The sequence below is a fragment of the Nocardia lijiangensis NBRC 108240 genome (assembly GCF_001613045.1).
GTDB lineage: Bacteria > Actinomycetota > Actinomycetes > Mycobacteriales > Mycobacteriaceae > Nocardia > Nocardia lijiangensis.
The window spans coordinates 15,488-31,631 of record NZ_BDBP01000106.1; the positions used below are offsets into that span (position 1 = coordinate 15,488).

Sequence of the window (16,144 nt, forward strand, 5' to 3'; positions counted from 1 at the left end):
AACTACCGACGACGCAATGCCGCGATGCGCTCGCCGAGCTGGTCGGCGGTGGCCAGCGCGGTCGGCGGCCCGCCGCACTCGCGGCGCAGCTCGCCGTGGATCACCCCGTGCGGTTTGCCCGTGCGGTGGTGATGCATGGCCACCAGGCTGTTGAGTTCCTTGCGCAGCTCCCCGAGCTGGTCCGCGGTGGCCACCCGCTCGGCGGCGGTGACGGCCTGCGGCGCGGGGATCACGGTCTTCGTATCGCCGCGATCGGCCAGCTGACGGGCCTGGCGATCGCGCAACAGCGCGCGCATCTGATCGGCGTCGAGCAGGCCGGGGATGCCGAGATAGTCGGCCTCCTCGTCGCTGCCCGCGAAAGTCGCGGTGCCGAACGAGGAGCCGTCGTAGATCACCTGGTCGAGCTCGGCGTCCGCGGCCAGCGCCACGAACTTCTTCTCCTCCTCGCCGGGCTCGTCCTTCTGCTTGGCGGCATCGACGAGCAGTTCGTCGTCCAGGCCGTTCTTCTCCCGGTGCGGCTTGCCGATGACGTGGTCGCGCTGCACCTCCAGCTGCGCGGCCAGATCCAGCAGCACCGGCACCGAGGGCAGGAACACGCTGGCGGTCTCGCCCGCGCGGCGAGCACGCACGAAGCGGCCGATGGCCTGGGCGAAGTAGAGCGGCGTCGAGGCGCTGGTCGCGTAGACGCCGACCGCAAGGCGCGGCACGTCGACGCCCTCCGACACCATGCGGACCGCGACCATCCACGGCTGGGTGTTGTTGCCGAACTCGGCGATCCGGTTCGACGACGCGGGATCGTCGGAGAGCACCAGCGCGGGCCGCTCGCCCGAAATGTGTTCGAGCAGTTCGGCGTAGTCGCGGGCGCGCTCCTGATCGGTGGCGATCACCAGGCCGCCCGCGTCGGGCATGCCGGAGGCCCGCTTCTGCCGCAGCCGGATGTCGGCGGCGCGCAGCACCGAGGAGATCCAGTCGCCCGCGGGGTCGAGGGCGGTGCGCCAAGCGCGCGCGGTCTGTTCGGCATTGAGCGGCTCGCCGAGGCGGGCGGAGTGCTCCTCGCCCGCGCTGTCGCGCCAGTGCGCGTCACCGGAGTAGGCCAGGAAGACCACGGGGCGCACGACGCCGTCGGCCAGCGCCTCGGAGTAACCGTAGGCGTGGTCGGCGCGCGACTTGGGGAAACCGGATTCGTCGGGCTCGTAGGTGACGAACGGGATCTGGCTGTCGTCGGACCGGAACGGCGTACCGGTCAGTGCCAGCCTGCGTGTCGCGTCGCCGAAGGCCTCGGCGGTCGCGTCGCCCCAGCTCTTGGCGTCGCCCGCGTGGTGGATCTCGTCGAGAACGACCAGTGTCCTGCGGTTCTCGGTGCGCACCCGGTGCCGGGAGGGATGCGAGGCGACCTGCGCGTAGGTGACGACGACGCCGTGGTAATCGCCGGAGGTACCGCCGGTGGCGTTGGAGAAACGCGAGTCCAGCTGGATACCGTTGCGGGCCGCCGCGGCCGCCCACTGGTGCTTGAGGTGTTCGGTCGGCGCGACCACCGTGATCTGGTCGACGGTGCGATCGGCGAGCAGTTCCGCCGCCACCCGCAGCGCGAAGGTGGTCTTACCCGCGCCGGGCGTCGCCACGGCGAGGAAGTCGCGCGGCTTCGTAGTCAGGTACTTCGTCAGCGCACGCCGCTGCCACGCGCGGAGCGAGCCACCCCCGGATGCCGGCTTTCCCGAATCGCCCGGCGTTGCCCCATCTCCCGCCGCAGCGCCATCCGACCCAGTCACGCAGAAGACAGTAGCGGCCGGGGACGGCGTGTCGCCAAACCGACGCGGCGGGCGCGATCCGCATCACACAATTCACGTCACACCGCCCCGTGTTCACCTGTTGCCCGCCGACACGATGCGGGGACGGACCGGTGCGCGAGCGCCGAGTGCGCGATGCTGTAGGCACCATGACCGACGACAAACCCCTACCCGCGCGCGGGCCCGAGCCGATCCACAGCGGTGGTGCGGGCGCGCCCCCGCACGGCGCGAAGGTCGTCGTCCTGCGGGTCCGGCACGCCGGGCGGCAGGGTCGCAGGCTGGTGGTCCGGGTGGCCAAGAAGGCGTGGGACGATTCGATCTTCGCCAAGTCCGCGGCGGCCGCCTTCTGGCAGACCCTGTCGCTGGCCCCGCTGCTGCTCGGGGTGCTCGGCAGCCTCGGTTACGTCGGCGGCTGGTTCGGGCCCGACACCGTCGAGATCGTGGAATCCAAGATCATCGCGTTCAGCCGCGACCTGTTCAGCGAGGCCGTGGTGACCGACCTGATCGAACCGACCGTCGGCGACGTGCTCGGCCGCGGGCGCGGCGCGGTGGTGTCGATCGGCTTCGTGCTCTCGCTGTGGGCCGGATCCTCGGCCATGGCGACCTTCGTCGACGCGATCGTCGAGGCACACGACCAGCAGGACGCCAGGCACCCGGTGTGGCAGCGCATCTTCGCGTTGCTGCTGTACGTGCTGTTCCTGGTGGCGGCGGTGTTCATCCTGCCGCTCGTCGCGCTCGGACCCACCCTGATCGGCCGGGCGCTGCCGGACGTGTGGCGCGAGCCGGGCCTGCGCCTGCTGGACGGCTTCTACTATCCCGGCGTCGGCCTGCTGCTCATCGTCGGCCTGACCACGCTGTACAAACTGGCGCTGCACCGCACGCTGCCCTGGCACCGGCTGTTCGCCGGGGCGCTGGTGGCGGGCGTGTTCTTCATGGCGGCCAGCGAGGGGCTGCGCCGGTATCTGTCCTGGATCACCGCCGCCGGCGTGAGCTACGGCGCGCTGGCGACGCCGATCGCCTTCTTGTTGTTCACGTTCTTCCTCGGCTTCGCGGTGATCCTCGGCGCCGAGTTCAACGCGGCGGTGCAGGAGTTCTGGCCCGCCCGCGCGACGCGCATCGAGCAGATGAAGGAGTGGCTCTCCAACCAGGTGCGCGGCGAGACGCCCGACGAGGAGACCGGGCCGGACGCGGCGAGCCGCACGGAATCGGCGCGCGCGATCACCCCGGCCGCGCGGGATGCGGTGCGCAGCTCGGGGTAGTCACGCGGCTCGGTGGCGGACTCAGTCGCCCTTGCGGAGGCTCTCGTAGACCTTCTTGCACTCGGGGCAGACCGGCGAACCGGGCTTCGGCGAGCGGGTCACCGGGAACACCTCGCCGCACAGGGCCACCACCACGGTGCCCATGACGGCGCTCTCGGCGATCCTGTCCTTCTTCACGTAGTGGAAGAACTTCGGGGTGTCGTCGCTCGTCGTCTCGTCGGTGGTCGTATCCGGGCGAACCAGGGTGTCGGTACTCACGGATTCCATGATGCCGTATGACGGCTCGGTGGCGCGCCCGCGCCCGGCGCGGGTGACGAATCGACCTCGGTGTGTGCACCGGGAACACCGGAGTGGAAGACTCGGAGTATGCAGCAGCACGGCGACTCCCCCGACGCCGACGACATCGGCCGCGGTGTTCGCCCGGACGTCACCTCCTCCTCCCCGTCGAGTTCGCGGGGGTATTTCCCCGGCAACGATGCCAAGCACCCGGTGCTCATCACCGAGGCCGCGCCCTCGCTGGAGGATCAGCATCGCGCGCGGGTGCGCAGGTACACGATCCTGATGGCGTTCCGTATTCCCGCGCTGGTGCTGGCCGCGGTCGCCTACAGCGCGTGGGGCAACGCCCTGGTCTCGCTGCTCATCATCGGCGCGTCCGTCCCGCTGCCGTGGATCGCGGTGCTCATCGCCAACGACCGCCCGCCGCGGCGCAAGGACGAACCGAGCCGCTGGGACCACAAGCGCACGGCCATCGAATCCCGGTCGCACAACGCCATCGACGGGTGAGCCAGGTCAGGCGGCGACCCGCCTGCGGATGACGATCGACATCAGCGCCGCCAGCCCGCACAGCGCGCCCGCCACGTACCAGGCCGTGTCGTAGCTGCCCTGCACGTCCCGGATCACGCCCGCGCCGGTGGCCGCGATCGCCGAACCGATCTGGTGTGAGGCGAACACCCAGCCGAAGGCCACCGGCCCGTCCTCGCCGAACAGCTCGCGGCACAGCGCGACGGTGGGCGGCACGGTCGCGATCCAGTCCAGGCCGTAGAAGATCACGAAGACCCACATGCTCGGCTCGGTGTGCGGCGCGAACAGCGAAGGCAGGATCAGCAGCGACAAGCCGCGCAGGGTGTAGTAGGTCAGCAGCAGATAGCGCGGGTCGACCCGATCGGTCAGCCACCCCGAGGCGATGGTGCCCGCCACGTCGAACACGCCGACCAGCGCGAGCAGCCCGGCCGCCGTGGTGGGCGGCATCCCGTGATCGTGGGCCGCGCTGACGAAATGGGTGCCGACCAGGCCGTTGGTGGAGGCGCCGCACACCGCGAAACCGCCCGCGAGCAACCAGAATCCGCGCGTGCGCGCGATCCGCGCCAGCACGGTGAGCGCCCGTGTCGCGCCGCCGCGTGCGGTCGTGCGCAACCCCACCGCCGAGCCCGGTTCCGCGCCGTAGGCCACAACGCCCATGTCGCTGGGGAAATCGCGGATGAACAACAGCACCAGCGGCACCACCGCCAGCGCCGCGCCTGCCACCACCAGCGCGGGCAGCCGCCACCCGTGCTCGTGCGCGAGCGCGGAGACCAGTGGAAGGAAGACCAGTTGCCCGGTCGCGCCCGCCGCCGTCAGCACGCCGGTGACCAGGCCGCGGTGGCGCACGAACCAGCGGCCGGTGATGGTCGCCACGAATGGCATCGACATCGAGCCGACACCGACGCCGACCAGCAGCCCCCACGTCGCGACCAGTTGCCAGGCCTGGGTCATGAAGACGGTCAGCCCGCTGCCCGCCGCGACCAGCACCAGCGCGCAGGCCACCACCCTGCGAATGCCGAACTGGTCCATCAGCGCCGCCGCGAACGGTGAAATGAGCCCGTAGAGCAGCAGATTCAGCGAGACCGCGAATCCGATGGTGCCGTGCGACCAGCCGAACTCGGCGTGCAGCGGATCCATCAGCACACTGGGCACCGAGCGGAACGCCGCCGCGCCGAGCAGGGCGACGAAGCCGACCGCCGCGACACCCCAGGCGGGATGCCACCGCCGCGCCTCCGGATCGACGGGTTCGGCAGGTGCGGTGCGCAGTTCGGTCACCCGCTGAGCTTGCCGGACCGACCACGCACCGAACGAGTGGCACGAATGCCATGAAGCATCGAAATCCTGCCAAACCGGTTCGACAGCCCTCCGGCCGCGCCCTACTGTGTCCCGAGGGCACGGCGGCGCGATGACCTGCGCCACACTCGCCGTGCCTCGCAACACATGCCCGGCGCGGCCGGGTGACCACGGCGCGGGCGCCTCCCGCGCGGCACAGGAGACACAACATGATTCGCTGGGTCTGGGCGTTCCTCGACCGTCCCACACAACGTTTCGACGACTGCGCGGCCTTCTGGTCGACCATCACCGGCACCCAGCTCTCCCCACGACGCGGCGACAACGACCAATTCCTCACGCTGCTCCCCGATCCGGCGCTCTTCGCCGCGGCCGGAGTGAAGATGCAGTCGGTGCACGGCTTGGGCGGCGTGCACCTGGACTTCGACGTCGACCACATCGCCGCCGCCGTCCGCACCGCGCTGGACCTGAACGCCGAACTGGTCGCCAACCACCCGGACTATGCGGTACTGCGCTCGCCGTCCGGCCAGATCTTCTGCTTCACACCGAGCGGGCGCGCCAAGGGCCGCCCCGCTCCCGCCTTCCGCGCCCCCGACGGCACGCTGACCCGCCTCGACCAGGTCTGCCTGGACATCGGCGCGGCCGATTTCGATGTGGAGACGCGCTTCTGGGCCGACCTCACCGGATGGCGGCACACCCCGGGGCGTCTCCCCGAGTTCTCCCGCCTGCGCTCCGAGGAGACGCTGCCGGTCCAGCTGCTGCTGCAACGCCTCGGCGAGGACCGACCGGCCGGTGCCCACATCGACCTGGCCTCCTCCGACATCGAGGCCACCGCGGCCTGGCACCAGTCACTCGGCGCCGGTCTGGTGCAGCGCCACGAGCACTGGATCGTCATGACCGATCCGGCCGACGCGGTGTACTGCATCACCGGCCGCGATCCGAACGGCGTGTGATCAGCACCCGAGCTGCCCGATCCGCGCCGAGCCCCGCGTCCGGTGACACGGGCGACAGGGTGCGGATGCCCGCCGGTAGCGGTGGCAGAGTACCGGTGTGCCTTCGAACCAGACGACCACCGGATCCCTGCTCACCGCCCTGTGCCCGGAGCTGCGGACCGCGCTGACCCGCGTCGGCTACGACGCCGACACGCTGCTGTCGGCGCTGGGTCCGGACGTGCACGCCGCACTGGGCCGCTCCGAGCCGGTGCCGGTGCGGCGGGCCGCGCGGGCGGCAGGCGAGCTGGGCACGCTGATCCGGCTGTTGTTGCTGGGCGACGCCCTGCCCGAGCGAGAGGTGGCGGCGGCGCTCGCACCGGTCGACGTCGAGCGGGCCGTCGCGGCGGGCCTGCTGGCGCGCGACGGCGACGAGATCCGCGCGGCGCTGGACCTGCGTCCGCTGGACGCGGGCGAGGGCAGCCGCTGGATCCTGTCGGATCTGGACGACTCCATGCGCAGGCGCACCCTCACCGAGGATCACGTGCTCGGCGTCGGCCACGCATCGCTGTCGCTGCTGCGCGCCACGCCGACCCGGCCCGTCGGCTCGGTCCTCGACCTGGGCACCGGCTGCGGTGTGCAGGCGGTGCACGCCGCGTCCTACGGGCGCACCGTCACCGCGACCGACGTGAACCCGCGCGCGCTGTGGCTCGCCGAGGCGACCGCGGCGCTCAACGGCCTCGACATCGAACTGCTGGAGGGTTCCTGGTTCGACCCGGTGGCAGGGCGGCGCTTCGACCAGGTGGTCGCCAACCCGCCCTTCGTCGTCGGACCCGCTCGCATCGAGCACACCTACCGGGATTCGGGTCTGGCGCTGGACGGGGCCAGCGAACTGGTGGTCTCGCGAGCGCCGGACCTGCTCGTGCCAGGCGGCACCGCGGCCATGCTGGCCGCCTGGGTGCACGTGGACGGCGAGGACTGGCGCCAGCGCGTGTCCTCCTGGCTGCCCGCCGACGGCGTCGACGCCTGGGTGGTGCAGCGCGATGTCGCCGATCCCGCGCTGTACGTCGGCACCTGGCTGCGCGACGCGGGCCTCGACCCGCGCGATCCGGCGGCGCAGGCCCGCGCCGAGCAGTGGCTGGACGCGTTCGCGGCCGCCGACGTGGCGGGCATCGGCTTCGGTTTCGTCTACTTGCGCACCATCGACGGCCCCACCGAACTACTCGCCGAAGACCTCACGCACGGCTTCGACGACCCGCTCGGCGCCGAGGTGAGCGCCTATTTCGAGCGCTCGGCCTGGCTGCGCGCCGTGGCGGGCGACGAAAACCTCGCCTGGTCAGCACGTTTCACGGTCCCGCAGGCGACCGCGCTCGAGCGGGTGTTTCTCCCCGGCCCCGAAGGCTGGGACGAGCGCGTCGCGCGGCTGCACCGCGGCGACGGCCCGCGCTGGCAGCACGAGGTGGATGAGACGACGATCTCGCTGGTCGCGGGAATGCGGCCGGACGGACTGCCGTTGTACGAGCTGATCGAACTGCTGGCGCTCGCCCACGGATTCGAGGAGGTGACGCCGGAGTTCGCGGCCGACGCGCTGACCGTCGTCGCCGGATTGGTCCGGCACGGGCTGATCGCTCCCGTGTAAGCGCGGGGCAACCGGGTAGGCGTCGGCGGAGGCATCGGACAGGGAGCCGTTCCCGCCCGTGGGGGTTCTCAGGAACTTCTCAGACGTAGGTGGCCGAAACCGCAGTTCAGAAGCGGTTTATCGGCGCGGGAGCGGGGAACTTTCTCTCTGTCGGGTCCGTTGATCGGAGTGAGACACCACCGACAGGAGGCAAGTCATGACCAGCCCCGCCACCACTCGAGTGCGCGCCAGCGAATTGGACCTCGACGCCCAGAGCCCTGCCGCCGACTTGGTACGCGTGTACCTGAACGGAATCGGCCGCACCGCGCTGCTCACGGCTGCCGACGAGGTCGAGCTGGCCAAGCGCATCGAGGCGGGCCTCTACGCCCAGCACCTGCTGGAAACGGGCAAGCGGCTTTCCGCCGGCCGGAAGAAGGATCTCGCCATCATCGTGCGCGATGGCCAGGCCGCCCGGGCTCACCTGCTCGAAGCCAACCTGCGCCTCGTGGTCTCGCTCGCCAAGCGCTACACCGGCCGCGGCATGCCGCTGCTCGACCTCATCCAGGAGGGCAATCTCGGCCTGATCCGGGCGATGGAGAAGTTCGACTACGCCAAGGGCTTCAAGTTCTCCACCTACGCCACCTGGTGGATCCGGCAGGCGATCACCCGCGGCATGGCCGATCAGAGCCGCACCATCCGCCTGCCCGTCCACCTCGTCGAGCAGGTGAACAAGCTGGCCAGGATCAAGCGTGAGCTGCACCAGCAACTGGGCCGCGAAGCCACCGACGAAGAACTGGCCAACGAGTCGGGCATCCCGGTCGACAAGATCTCCGATCTGCTCGACCACAGCCGCGACCCGGTGAGCCTGGACATGCCGGTCGGCAACGACGAAGAGGCGCCGCTGGGCGATTTCATCGAGGACTCCGAGGCCACCTCGGCCGAGTCCGCGGTGATCGCGGGACTGCTGCACCACGACGTGCGCAGCGTGCTCGCCACCCTGGACGAGCGCGAACAGCAGGTCATCCGCCTGCGCTTCGGCCTGGACGACGGCCAGCCGCGCACCCTGGACCAGATCGGCAAGCTCTTCGGCCTGTCCCGCGAGCGGGTGCGTCAGATCGAGCGTGAGGTCATGTCGAAGCTGCGCAAGGGCGAGCGGGCCGACCGCCTGCGGGCCTACGCCAGCTGACCCATCGACGCCGGGTGTTTTCCGAGGCGCCCCGGCGTCCGAACTCGGTGGCCGATGCGTCACCGCACAGACGTCGACCGGTGTCCGCGCGACCCGTCCCCTCCGGGTTCCGCGCGAACCGGTCGGCGAACTCCCGCTCGAGAGGCCGGGTCGACGGCGACGTCGTAGCCGACCGTGTCACCACTCATGCCAACCGCCGCGGGCCGACATCGAACCGGCTCGGCTCGGGACCGATGCGAGCGCGCGCGTAGAGGATCTCCGCCGAGGTCGGCGAGGCCAGAACCGGATCGAAGGACAGCTCGCGCATTTCCGGGATGTCATCGAACAGCGCCGAAATCCTTTGGGCCAGTTCGGCGAGCGCGGCCTTGTCGACCCGCGGACTGGCCGGCGTGCCGGACAGCAGCGGGGCCGCGCGCGGCGCGTCGATCAGGGCCGCCGCCTCGTCGCTGGTCAGCGGAAGCGCGCGATAGGCGCGGTCGCCGAGCAATTCGATGATCGTGCCGGACAGGCCGAACTCGATCACCGATCCGAAGGACGGGTCGTCCTGGACGCGCAGTGTGCAGCCCACGCCCTTGGTCGCCATCTTCTGAATGTGCAGCACCGGATCGCCGCAGACCTCCACCAGGTCGGTATAGGCCTGGCGCACCGCCTCCGGTCGCCAGAGGTCCAGGCGCACACCGGTCAGATCGGGCCTGCGCCGCCACATCTCCCCGGTGGCCTTCGCCGCCACCGGATATCCCAGTTCCTCGGCCGCGGCCACCGCCTGCTCGGCGTCGCGCACCTCGCGGAACTCGACCACCTGGATGCCGTAACAGGCGAGCAGCTCGACGGCCTCCAGATCCGTCAACCAGCGGCCGCCGGAATCACCCATCCACCGTGCCACCAGTCCCCTGGCCCGCTCGGCATCGATCCCGTCCGGTCGCACCACCGCCGACACGGGTTTGTCTCGCCACTCCGCGTAGCGGCGGACCCGGGCCAGCGCACGCGCCGCCCGTTCGGGATCCGGATACGACGGAATCGATCCGCGCACGGCCATCCCGCCCTGACCGCGCACCGCGAGCAGATGCGGGATGCCCTGCTCGGCGACGAACGTGGTGAGGATCGGCTTGTCGACCTCGGGCACCGCCGCGGCGGCGGCCCGGATAGCGTCGGCGAACCCGGCCACCGGCGGCGGCACCGGCGGCGCGAAAACCACGATGACGGAATCGATCTCGGGTGAGCGCAGGGCCGCGACCACGGCGTCCAGGTACTCGCCCGGCGTCGCCTGCGGACCCAGATTCACCGGGTCGGCCACATCCAGGCCCTCGCCGCGGGCCGCGTCGAGGGCCAGCCAGCTCAGCGCGGTGCTGTTGCTGACCACCGCCAGGCGCGACCCGCCGGGCAGTGGTTGATAGCCGAGCAGCGCCGCGCAGTCGAACAACTCCGAGATCGAGTCCACCTGCACGATGCCCGCCTGCGCGAACAGGTCCCGCACGATCGAGCGATCCATGTCGCGCGCAGGCTGGCTGCGCGCCGCCTGCCGCCCGCTGCTCACCGCGACGATCGGTTTGGTGCGCGCCACCCGGCGCGCGATCCGCGAGAACTTGCGCGGATTACCGAAGCTCTCCAGGTACAACAGGATCACGTCGGTGTCGGGCGCGGTGTCCCAATACTGGAGTAAGTCGTTGCCGGATACATCGGCGCGGTTGCCCGCCGAGACGAACGTCGAGAGCCCCAGGTTCCGCGCGGCGGCCTCGCCGAGAATGGCGGCGCCCAACGGCCCGGACTGACAGAAGAACCCGATCCGCCCGCGCGCGGGCAGCACCGGCGCCAGCGTCGCGTTCAGCGACACCGCCGGATCGGTGTTCGCGATGCCCAGCGCGCTGGGACCGACCACCCGCATGCCGTGCACCCTGGCGGCCGCCACCAGGGCGCGCTCGGCGGCGAGGCCCTCCGCACCGGTCTCGCCGAACCCGGCGGTGAGCACCACCAAACCCTTGACGCCCTTGGCCATACAGTCGTCGAGGACCGAGTCGATCGCCGCGGCGGGCACCGCGACCACCGCCAAGTCCACCTCGTCGGGAATCTCGCGCACGGTGGCGTAGGCGCGCACCCCGCGCACCGACTTCCTGGTGGGGTTGACCGGGTACACCGGCCCTTGGAACACACCCGACAGCAGGTTCGCCAGCACCGCTCCGCCGACCCGCCCGGCGGCGGGCGTGGCGCCGATCACTGCGACCGAACCGGGCGCGAGGAGATTCCCGACACTGCGCGCCTCGGAGGCGCGTTCGCGCGAATCCCGTACGGTCACCAGGGCTTCGGTGGGGTCGATGGCGAACTCCAGGTGCAGCACCGAGCCGTCCCTGCTCCGCTCGACCTGGTAGCCGGCCTCCCGGAACACGGTGACCATCACGGTGTTCTCGGCGAGCACCTCCGCGACGAAGGTCTCGATCTTGCTCTCCGCCGCCGCGCCCGCCAGGTGCTCGAGCAGGATGGAGCCGAGGCCGCGCCCCTGGTGCCCGTCGGCCACCACGAAGGCGACCTCGGCGGCGCGGGGCCCGTTACGCTCCAGCAGTTCGTAGCGGCCGACCGCGATGATCTGATCACCGAGCTCCACCACCAAGCCGACCCGGTCGTGATAGTCGAGGTGGGTGGTCCGGTACAGGTCCTTGGGCGAAATGCGCGGGTAGGGGCCGAAATACCGCAGGTACCTGGTGCGGTCGGAGAGCGCGGCGTGGAATTCCTGGAGCCCGTCGCCGTCCTCGGGGGTCACCGGCCGCAGTCGCACCACCCCGCCGTCGGAGGCGAGCACGTCGGCGAACCAGTGCTGCGGCGGCGGGGGCGGCGTCGCGGGGGTGGACAGAGAGTCCGGGACGGGGATCTGCTCAGTCACGGGGGTCCTCCGGATCCAAGCCGAGCAAACCGAAGCTGGCTCGGCGCGTTGCCAATACGGCCGTATCGACGGCCCGCTGCGCCCGATCGGCGCGCGCGTCTCCAGTCTCCCCCGTCCCGCCGGGCCCGTCCCACGGACGATACGTGATGTCGCCCCCTTCGCCCATGGTGCGCGGCGGCTCTGTGTTCGGGGCCACGGACCGCACCAGATCGATCCAGTTCTGCGGCACCGCGGTTTCCGGCGCGATGTCGCGATCCAGCGCGGTGGCCAGCAGGTGTGTCCAAGCTCTCGGCACCACCCGGACCAGGCCGTAACCGCCGCCGCCGACGGCCAGCCAGCGTCCCTCGGCGTAGCGGTCGGCGAGGTCGCGCATCGCGCGGAACGCCGCGCGCTGCCCGTCCACCGTGAGCTCCAAATCGGCGAGCGGATCCTCGCGGTGGGTGTCCACACCGCACTGGCTCACCACGATCTGCGGGCGGAACGCCTCCACCGCGCCCGGTACCACCGCGTGGAAACCCCGTAGCCACTGGGCATCTCGGGTGCCAGGCAGCAGCGCGAGGTTGATCGCGGTGCCGTCGGCCGCGCCCACGCCGGTCTCCTCGGGCCAGCCGGTGTTGGGCCACAGGGTCGCCGGATGCTGATGGATCGAGACGGTGAGCACCCGCGGGTCCGCGTAGAAGGCGCGTTGTACCCCGTCGCCGTGGTGCACGTCGACGTCGAGGTAGGCGATGCGGTCGAAACCGTGGTCGAGCAGCCAGGAGATCGCCACGGCCGCATCGTTGTAGACGCAGAAGCCGGAGGCGGTCGAGGCCATCGCGTGGTGCATGCCGCCGCCGATGCTGATCGCCCGGCGGGTACGGCCCTCGGCGATCGCGCGCGCCGCGGCCAGCGTGCCGCCGACGATGATCGAGGCCGCCTGGTGCATGCGCGGGAACACCGGGTTGTCCGGCGACCCCAGGCCGTAAGGCGGGGCGAGCGGCTCGCCCGCGGGCGCCACCGCGTGCTCGACCGCCTCGATGTAGTCGGCGGTGTGCACGCGCAGCAGATCGGCGCGGTCCGCGGGCGCGGGCTCCACCCGCTCGACACCGTCGAGCAATCCCAGACTTTCGGCCAGCGCCATGGTGAACTTCAGTCGCGCCGGTTTCATGGGGTGCTCCGGCGTCCAGCTGTAGTCGAGGAAGCGATTACTCCACACGACGGTGCCCGAACTCCGGTGCGCCCCTGGGTCGCGGGACGACGCCGAGGGTGCAGTGGCCATGCTCGCAACGGTACGCGGGAAGCTAGGAACCCCGTCGGGCGTTTGTATGCAGTAGAAATAGAGCAAGTACGAACACGGCGACAGGCCGTGCGCCGACACGATTCCGATGGCGGGACGCGAACCGACACGGCACACGGTGCTGTCGCCGTGCGTGGGTAGAATTCGTGCCGACGAAGGGGTAACAGGTGAAGGATCTGGTCGACACCACGGAGATGTACCTCCGTACCATCTACGACCTCGAGGAGGAGGGCGTGGTGCCCCTGCGCGCCCGGATCGCCGAGCGCCTCGAGCAGAGCGGCCCAACCGTGAGCCAGACGGTCGCCCGTATGGAGCGCGACGGCCTGCTGCTCGTCGCGGGCGATCGCCATCTCGAGCTCACCGACAAGGGCCGCAGTATGGCCGTCGCGGTGATGCGCAAGCACCGGCTCGCCGAGCGGCTTCTGGTCGACATCATCGGCCTGGACTGGCAGAACGTGCACGCCGAGGCATGCCGCTGGGAGCACGTGATGAGCGAGGACGTCGAGCGGCGTCTGGTCGAGGTGCTCAACCACCCCACCACCTCGCCGTACGGCAACCCCATCCCCGGCCTGGACGAGCTGGGCATCACCGCGCCCGCCGCGGTCGAGGAGACGTTGGTCCGGCTCTCCGATCTGCCGCACGGCCAGGTGCACGCGGTCGTCGTGCGCCGCCTCGCCGAGCACATCCAGACCGACCCGGAGGTCATCGGCCAGCTGCGCGAGGCCGGTGTGGTGCCCGACGCGCGCGTGACGGTCGAGACCAAGCCCGGATCCGTGGTGATCAGCGTGCCCGGCCACGACAACGGCTTCGAGCTGTCGGACGAAATGGCCCACGCCGTCCAGGTGAAGCTGGTCTGATCCGTGAAACTTCTGGTCACGGGCGGCGCGGGTTACGTCGGGGGCGTCTGCGCGCAGGTGTTGTTGGAAGACGGCCACGAGGTGGTCGTCGTCGACGATCTGTCCACCGGTAACGCTGACGGCGTCCCGGCGGGCGCGCGCTTCGTCGAGGGCGATATCGCCGAGGTCGCGCCCCCGCTGCTGCGCGGCGAAACCTTCGACGGCGTCCTGCATTTCGCGGCCCAGTCGCTGGTCGGCGAGTCGGTGCAGCAGCCGGAGAAGTACTGGCACGGCAATGTCGTCAAGACGCTGGAGCTGCTGGAGGCCATGCGGGCGACGGGCACCCCACGCCTGGTGTTCTCCTCGACCGCCGCCGTGTACGGCGAACCCGAGCAGGTGCCGATCACCGAGGACGCGCCGACCCGGCCGACCAACCCCTACGGCGCGTCGAAGCTCGCCATCGACCACGCGATCACCTCCTACGCGATCGCGCACGGCTTGGCCGCGACCAGCCTGCGATACTTCAACGTCGCGGGCGCCTACGGCGGCCTCGGCGAGAACCGCGTGGTGGAAACGCATCTCATCCCCCTCGTGCTCCAGGTCGCGCTGGGCCACCGCAAGGCCATCTCCGTCTTCGGCACCGACTGGCCGACTCCCGACGGCACCGCGGTGCGCGACTACATCCACATCCGTGATCTGGCCGAGGCCCACCTGCTCGCGCTGCGCTCGGCCGAGGCCGGCGTGCACCGCGTCTACAACCTCGGCAGCGGCGCGGGATTCTCTGTGCGCGAAGTGATCTCGGCGTGCGAGCGGGTCACCGGCCTGCCCATCGCCGCCCAGGACGCACCGCGCCGCCCGGGCGACCCGGCCACTCTGATCGCCTCCAGCGAACGGGCGATCGCCGAACTCGGCTGGCGGCCCGAACACAACGATCTCGACGAGATCGTCGCCGACGCTTGGGAGTTCCTGCGCTCGCTGGGTTCGCGCGCACACAGCGCGCCCTAGCCGCGCGCCGGACCGTAGGCGCCGCAGCGGCTCGCCTGGGTCTCGCGTCATCGGGTCATCGGCCCGAGGTCGACGCCGAGCCACGCGGCGGTGGCATGGCCGCTGCGGGCGAGCCTGCGCAACTGTTCCGGGCGCATGCCCGCACGCAGCGCGGTCTCCAGCAGGATCGCCATCGCGTGGGACGGGTCGGCGTCCAACGCCGCCTCCAGGGCGATGCCCGCGAACGGTCCGTCGCCGCGCAGGTAGGCGCTGTACCCGAGCAGTGCCGCGAACTCCGCGCGGTCCGGCCCGGACGAACCACGGACGAGGGTCAGCCAGAGCCGTTCGGCCGCCGCCGCGTGGTCACCGGCGGCCAGCGCGAACATCGCGTCGCGGACCGTCCGGTCACGCAGGGCGGCAACGAGTTCCGCGATCTCCGGGGCGGCGAGCACGGCGCCGGATTCGACGTTGGCGACCTGCCACAGCACGTGTTCCAGCGCCCGCCTGCGGTATCCGGCCAGCTCGTCGTGCCGGACCGCCCTGGCGAACCGGTCCCGCGCGACCGCCACCGCGCTGTCGAGTTGTGCGCCGACCTCGGCGCACAGTGCCGGGTCCGCGGCCACGCGCTCGGTGAGCTCCGAGCGGGAGCGCAGGATCGGCCGTCCGTCCAGCACGTGCGCCAGCGCCACCGTGGACGCGCTCGGATCCGGCACCGTGCCGCCGCCCGACCGGTCCAGCAGGCTCCACCACGGCCGTCCCTCCTCGATCGCGGCCACCGCCCATGCGCCGACGATCCCGATGCCGTCGGCACCGAGCCGTTCGGACAGCGCGGCGATCAGTGCACGCCCCGCCGCACCGCGTCGCGCCGCGCGCCGGGCCTTGCGAACGGGCAGGCCGGCCCGATCGTCGACGATCACCGCCAGCACCTCGGTCGCGCGCTCCGCGGCGCAGATCTGACCGATGAGCACGGCGAACGACGCGGCAAGACCGCGACGCCCGCCTTCCGGCTCCAGGTCGAAGCGCAGTACCGCGGCGATGACCGGGCTCGCGCCGGGCTCGGCGGGCCCGAGCACCGCGACGACGAGCGAGCGAGATGGATAGAACCCGACCATCGCGGGGACCGCGGCGATCAGCTCGCCAGGATCGTCGACCCGCAGCGGTCGCGTCGAGTACCCACCGCGATACAGCGGCGACGGCTGTCCGCACAGCACGCTCGCCCCTGGATCGTCCTCCTCGCTCGTCCGGCGGCGCCGCGAGCCGGCTAACGCCGGCGGCCGTAGGCACAGCCGCGGCTGCGCGCCTCCCG

Annotated in this window: 13 protein-coding genes; 7 read left to right on the forward strand and 6 right to left on the reverse strand. The window is 71.3% G+C overall.

The genetic code is table 11. The features are described from left to right. Positions 1 to 2: 2 nt before the first annotated feature. Positions 3 to 1,769 carry a DEAD/DEAH box helicase gene (locus tag NL1_RS30850; protein WP_067846831.1) on the reverse strand — a complete coding sequence of 589 codons (1,767 nt, stop codon included), beginning with the start codon at positions 1,767 to 1,769 and terminating at the stop codon, positions 3 to 5. 296 nt (positions 1,770 to 2,065) lie between these two features. Between NL1_RS30850 and NL1_RS30855 the strand changes: the two genes are divergently transcribed. Further along, complete coding sequence (locus tag NL1_RS30855; RefSeq protein ID WP_373862611.1) at positions 2,066 to 3,046, forward strand: YihY/virulence factor BrkB family protein; 981 nt, start codon at positions 2,066 to 2,068, stop codon at positions 3,044 to 3,046. 21 nt (positions 3,047 to 3,067) lie between these two features. Here the strand turns inward: NL1_RS30855 and NL1_RS30860 are convergent, their stop codons facing one another. Beyond that, a complete protein-coding gene (locus NL1_RS30860) occupies positions 3,068 to 3,304 on the reverse strand; it encodes a DUF3039 domain-containing protein (RefSeq protein WP_067846865.1) in 237 nt (78 codons plus the stop codon). 108 nt (positions 3,305 to 3,412) lie between these two features. Here NL1_RS30860 and NL1_RS30865 point away from each other — a divergent pair, with 108 nt between their 5' ends. Then, complete coding sequence (locus NL1_RS30865; RefSeq protein ID WP_084511168.1) at positions 3,413 to 3,829, forward strand: DUF3099 domain-containing protein; 417 nt, start codon at positions 3,413 to 3,415, stop codon at positions 3,827 to 3,829. 6 nt (positions 3,830 to 3,835) lie between these two features. Here NL1_RS30865 and NL1_RS30870 read toward each other — a convergent pair whose 3' ends face one another. Beyond that, a complete protein-coding gene (locus NL1_RS30870; protein WP_067846838.1) occupies positions 3,836 to 5,122 on the reverse strand; it encodes an MFS transporter in 1,287 nt (428 codons plus the stop codon). 227 nt (positions 5,123 to 5,349) lie between these two features. On the opposite strand from NL1_RS30870, the gene NL1_RS30875 reads away from it, so the two are divergent. From NL1_RS30875 to NL1_RS30885, 3 genes are all read left to right on the forward strand, one after another. Then, positions 5,350 to 6,090 carry a VOC family protein gene (locus NL1_RS30875; protein ID WP_067846841.1) on the forward strand — a complete coding sequence of 247 codons (741 nt, stop codon included), beginning with the start codon at positions 5,350 to 5,352 and terminating at the stop codon, positions 6,088 to 6,090. A 97-nt stretch (positions 6,091 to 6,187) separates the two neighbouring features. Beyond that, positions 6,188 to 7,705 (forward strand): DUF7782 domain-containing protein, encoded by a 1,518-nt coding sequence (locus tag NL1_RS30880; RefSeq protein WP_067846844.1) that lies wholly within the window; start codon positions 6,188 to 6,190, stop codon positions 7,703 to 7,705. A 196-nt stretch (positions 7,706 to 7,901) separates the two neighbouring features. Next, a complete protein-coding gene (locus NL1_RS30885) occupies positions 7,902 to 8,870 on the forward strand; it encodes a sigma-70 family RNA polymerase sigma factor (protein WP_067846847.1) in 969 nt (322 codons plus the stop codon). 184 nt (positions 8,871 to 9,054) lie between these two features. Here the strand turns inward: NL1_RS30885 and NL1_RS30890 are convergent, their stop codons facing one another. Together NL1_RS30890 and NL1_RS30895 are read right to left on the reverse strand one after the other, a co-directional pair. Then, the gene (locus NL1_RS30890) at positions 9,055 to 11,742 is read right to left on the reverse strand and encodes a bifunctional acetate--CoA ligase family protein/GNAT family N-acetyltransferase (RefSeq protein WP_067846850.1); all 2,688 of its coding nucleotides are present in this window, start codon (positions 11,740 to 11,742) and stop codon (positions 9,055 to 9,057) included. Then, positions 11,735 to 13,000 carry an acetoin utilization protein AcuC gene (locus NL1_RS30895; RefSeq protein WP_067846853.1) on the reverse strand — a complete coding sequence of 422 codons (1,266 nt, stop codon included), beginning with the start codon at positions 12,998 to 13,000 and terminating at the stop codon, positions 11,735 to 11,737. Before NL1_RS30895 ends, NL1_RS30890 begins: the two co-directional genes overlap by 8 nt. A 185-nt stretch (positions 13,001 to 13,185) precedes the next feature. Here NL1_RS30895 and NL1_RS30900 point away from each other — a divergent pair, with 185 nt between their 5' ends. Both NL1_RS30900 and galE read left to right on the forward strand, forming a co-directional pair. Next, a complete protein-coding gene (locus NL1_RS30900; RefSeq protein WP_067846856.1) occupies positions 13,186 to 13,875 on the forward strand; it encodes an iron-dependent transcriptional repressor DtxR in 690 nt (229 codons plus the stop codon). 3 nt (positions 13,876 to 13,878) lie between these two features. Then, entirely contained in the window at positions 13,879 to 14,859 is a 981-nt protein-coding gene (galE, locus tag NL1_RS30905) for a UDP-glucose 4-epimerase GalE (RefSeq protein WP_067846859.1), read from the forward strand. A 47-nt stretch (positions 14,860 to 14,906) separates the two neighbouring features. Here galE and NL1_RS30910 read toward each other — a convergent pair. After that, on the reverse strand, positions 14,907 to 16,144 hold a 1,238-nt coding region (locus NL1_RS30910; protein WP_307624237.1), incomplete at its 5' end, for a DUF4192 domain-containing protein.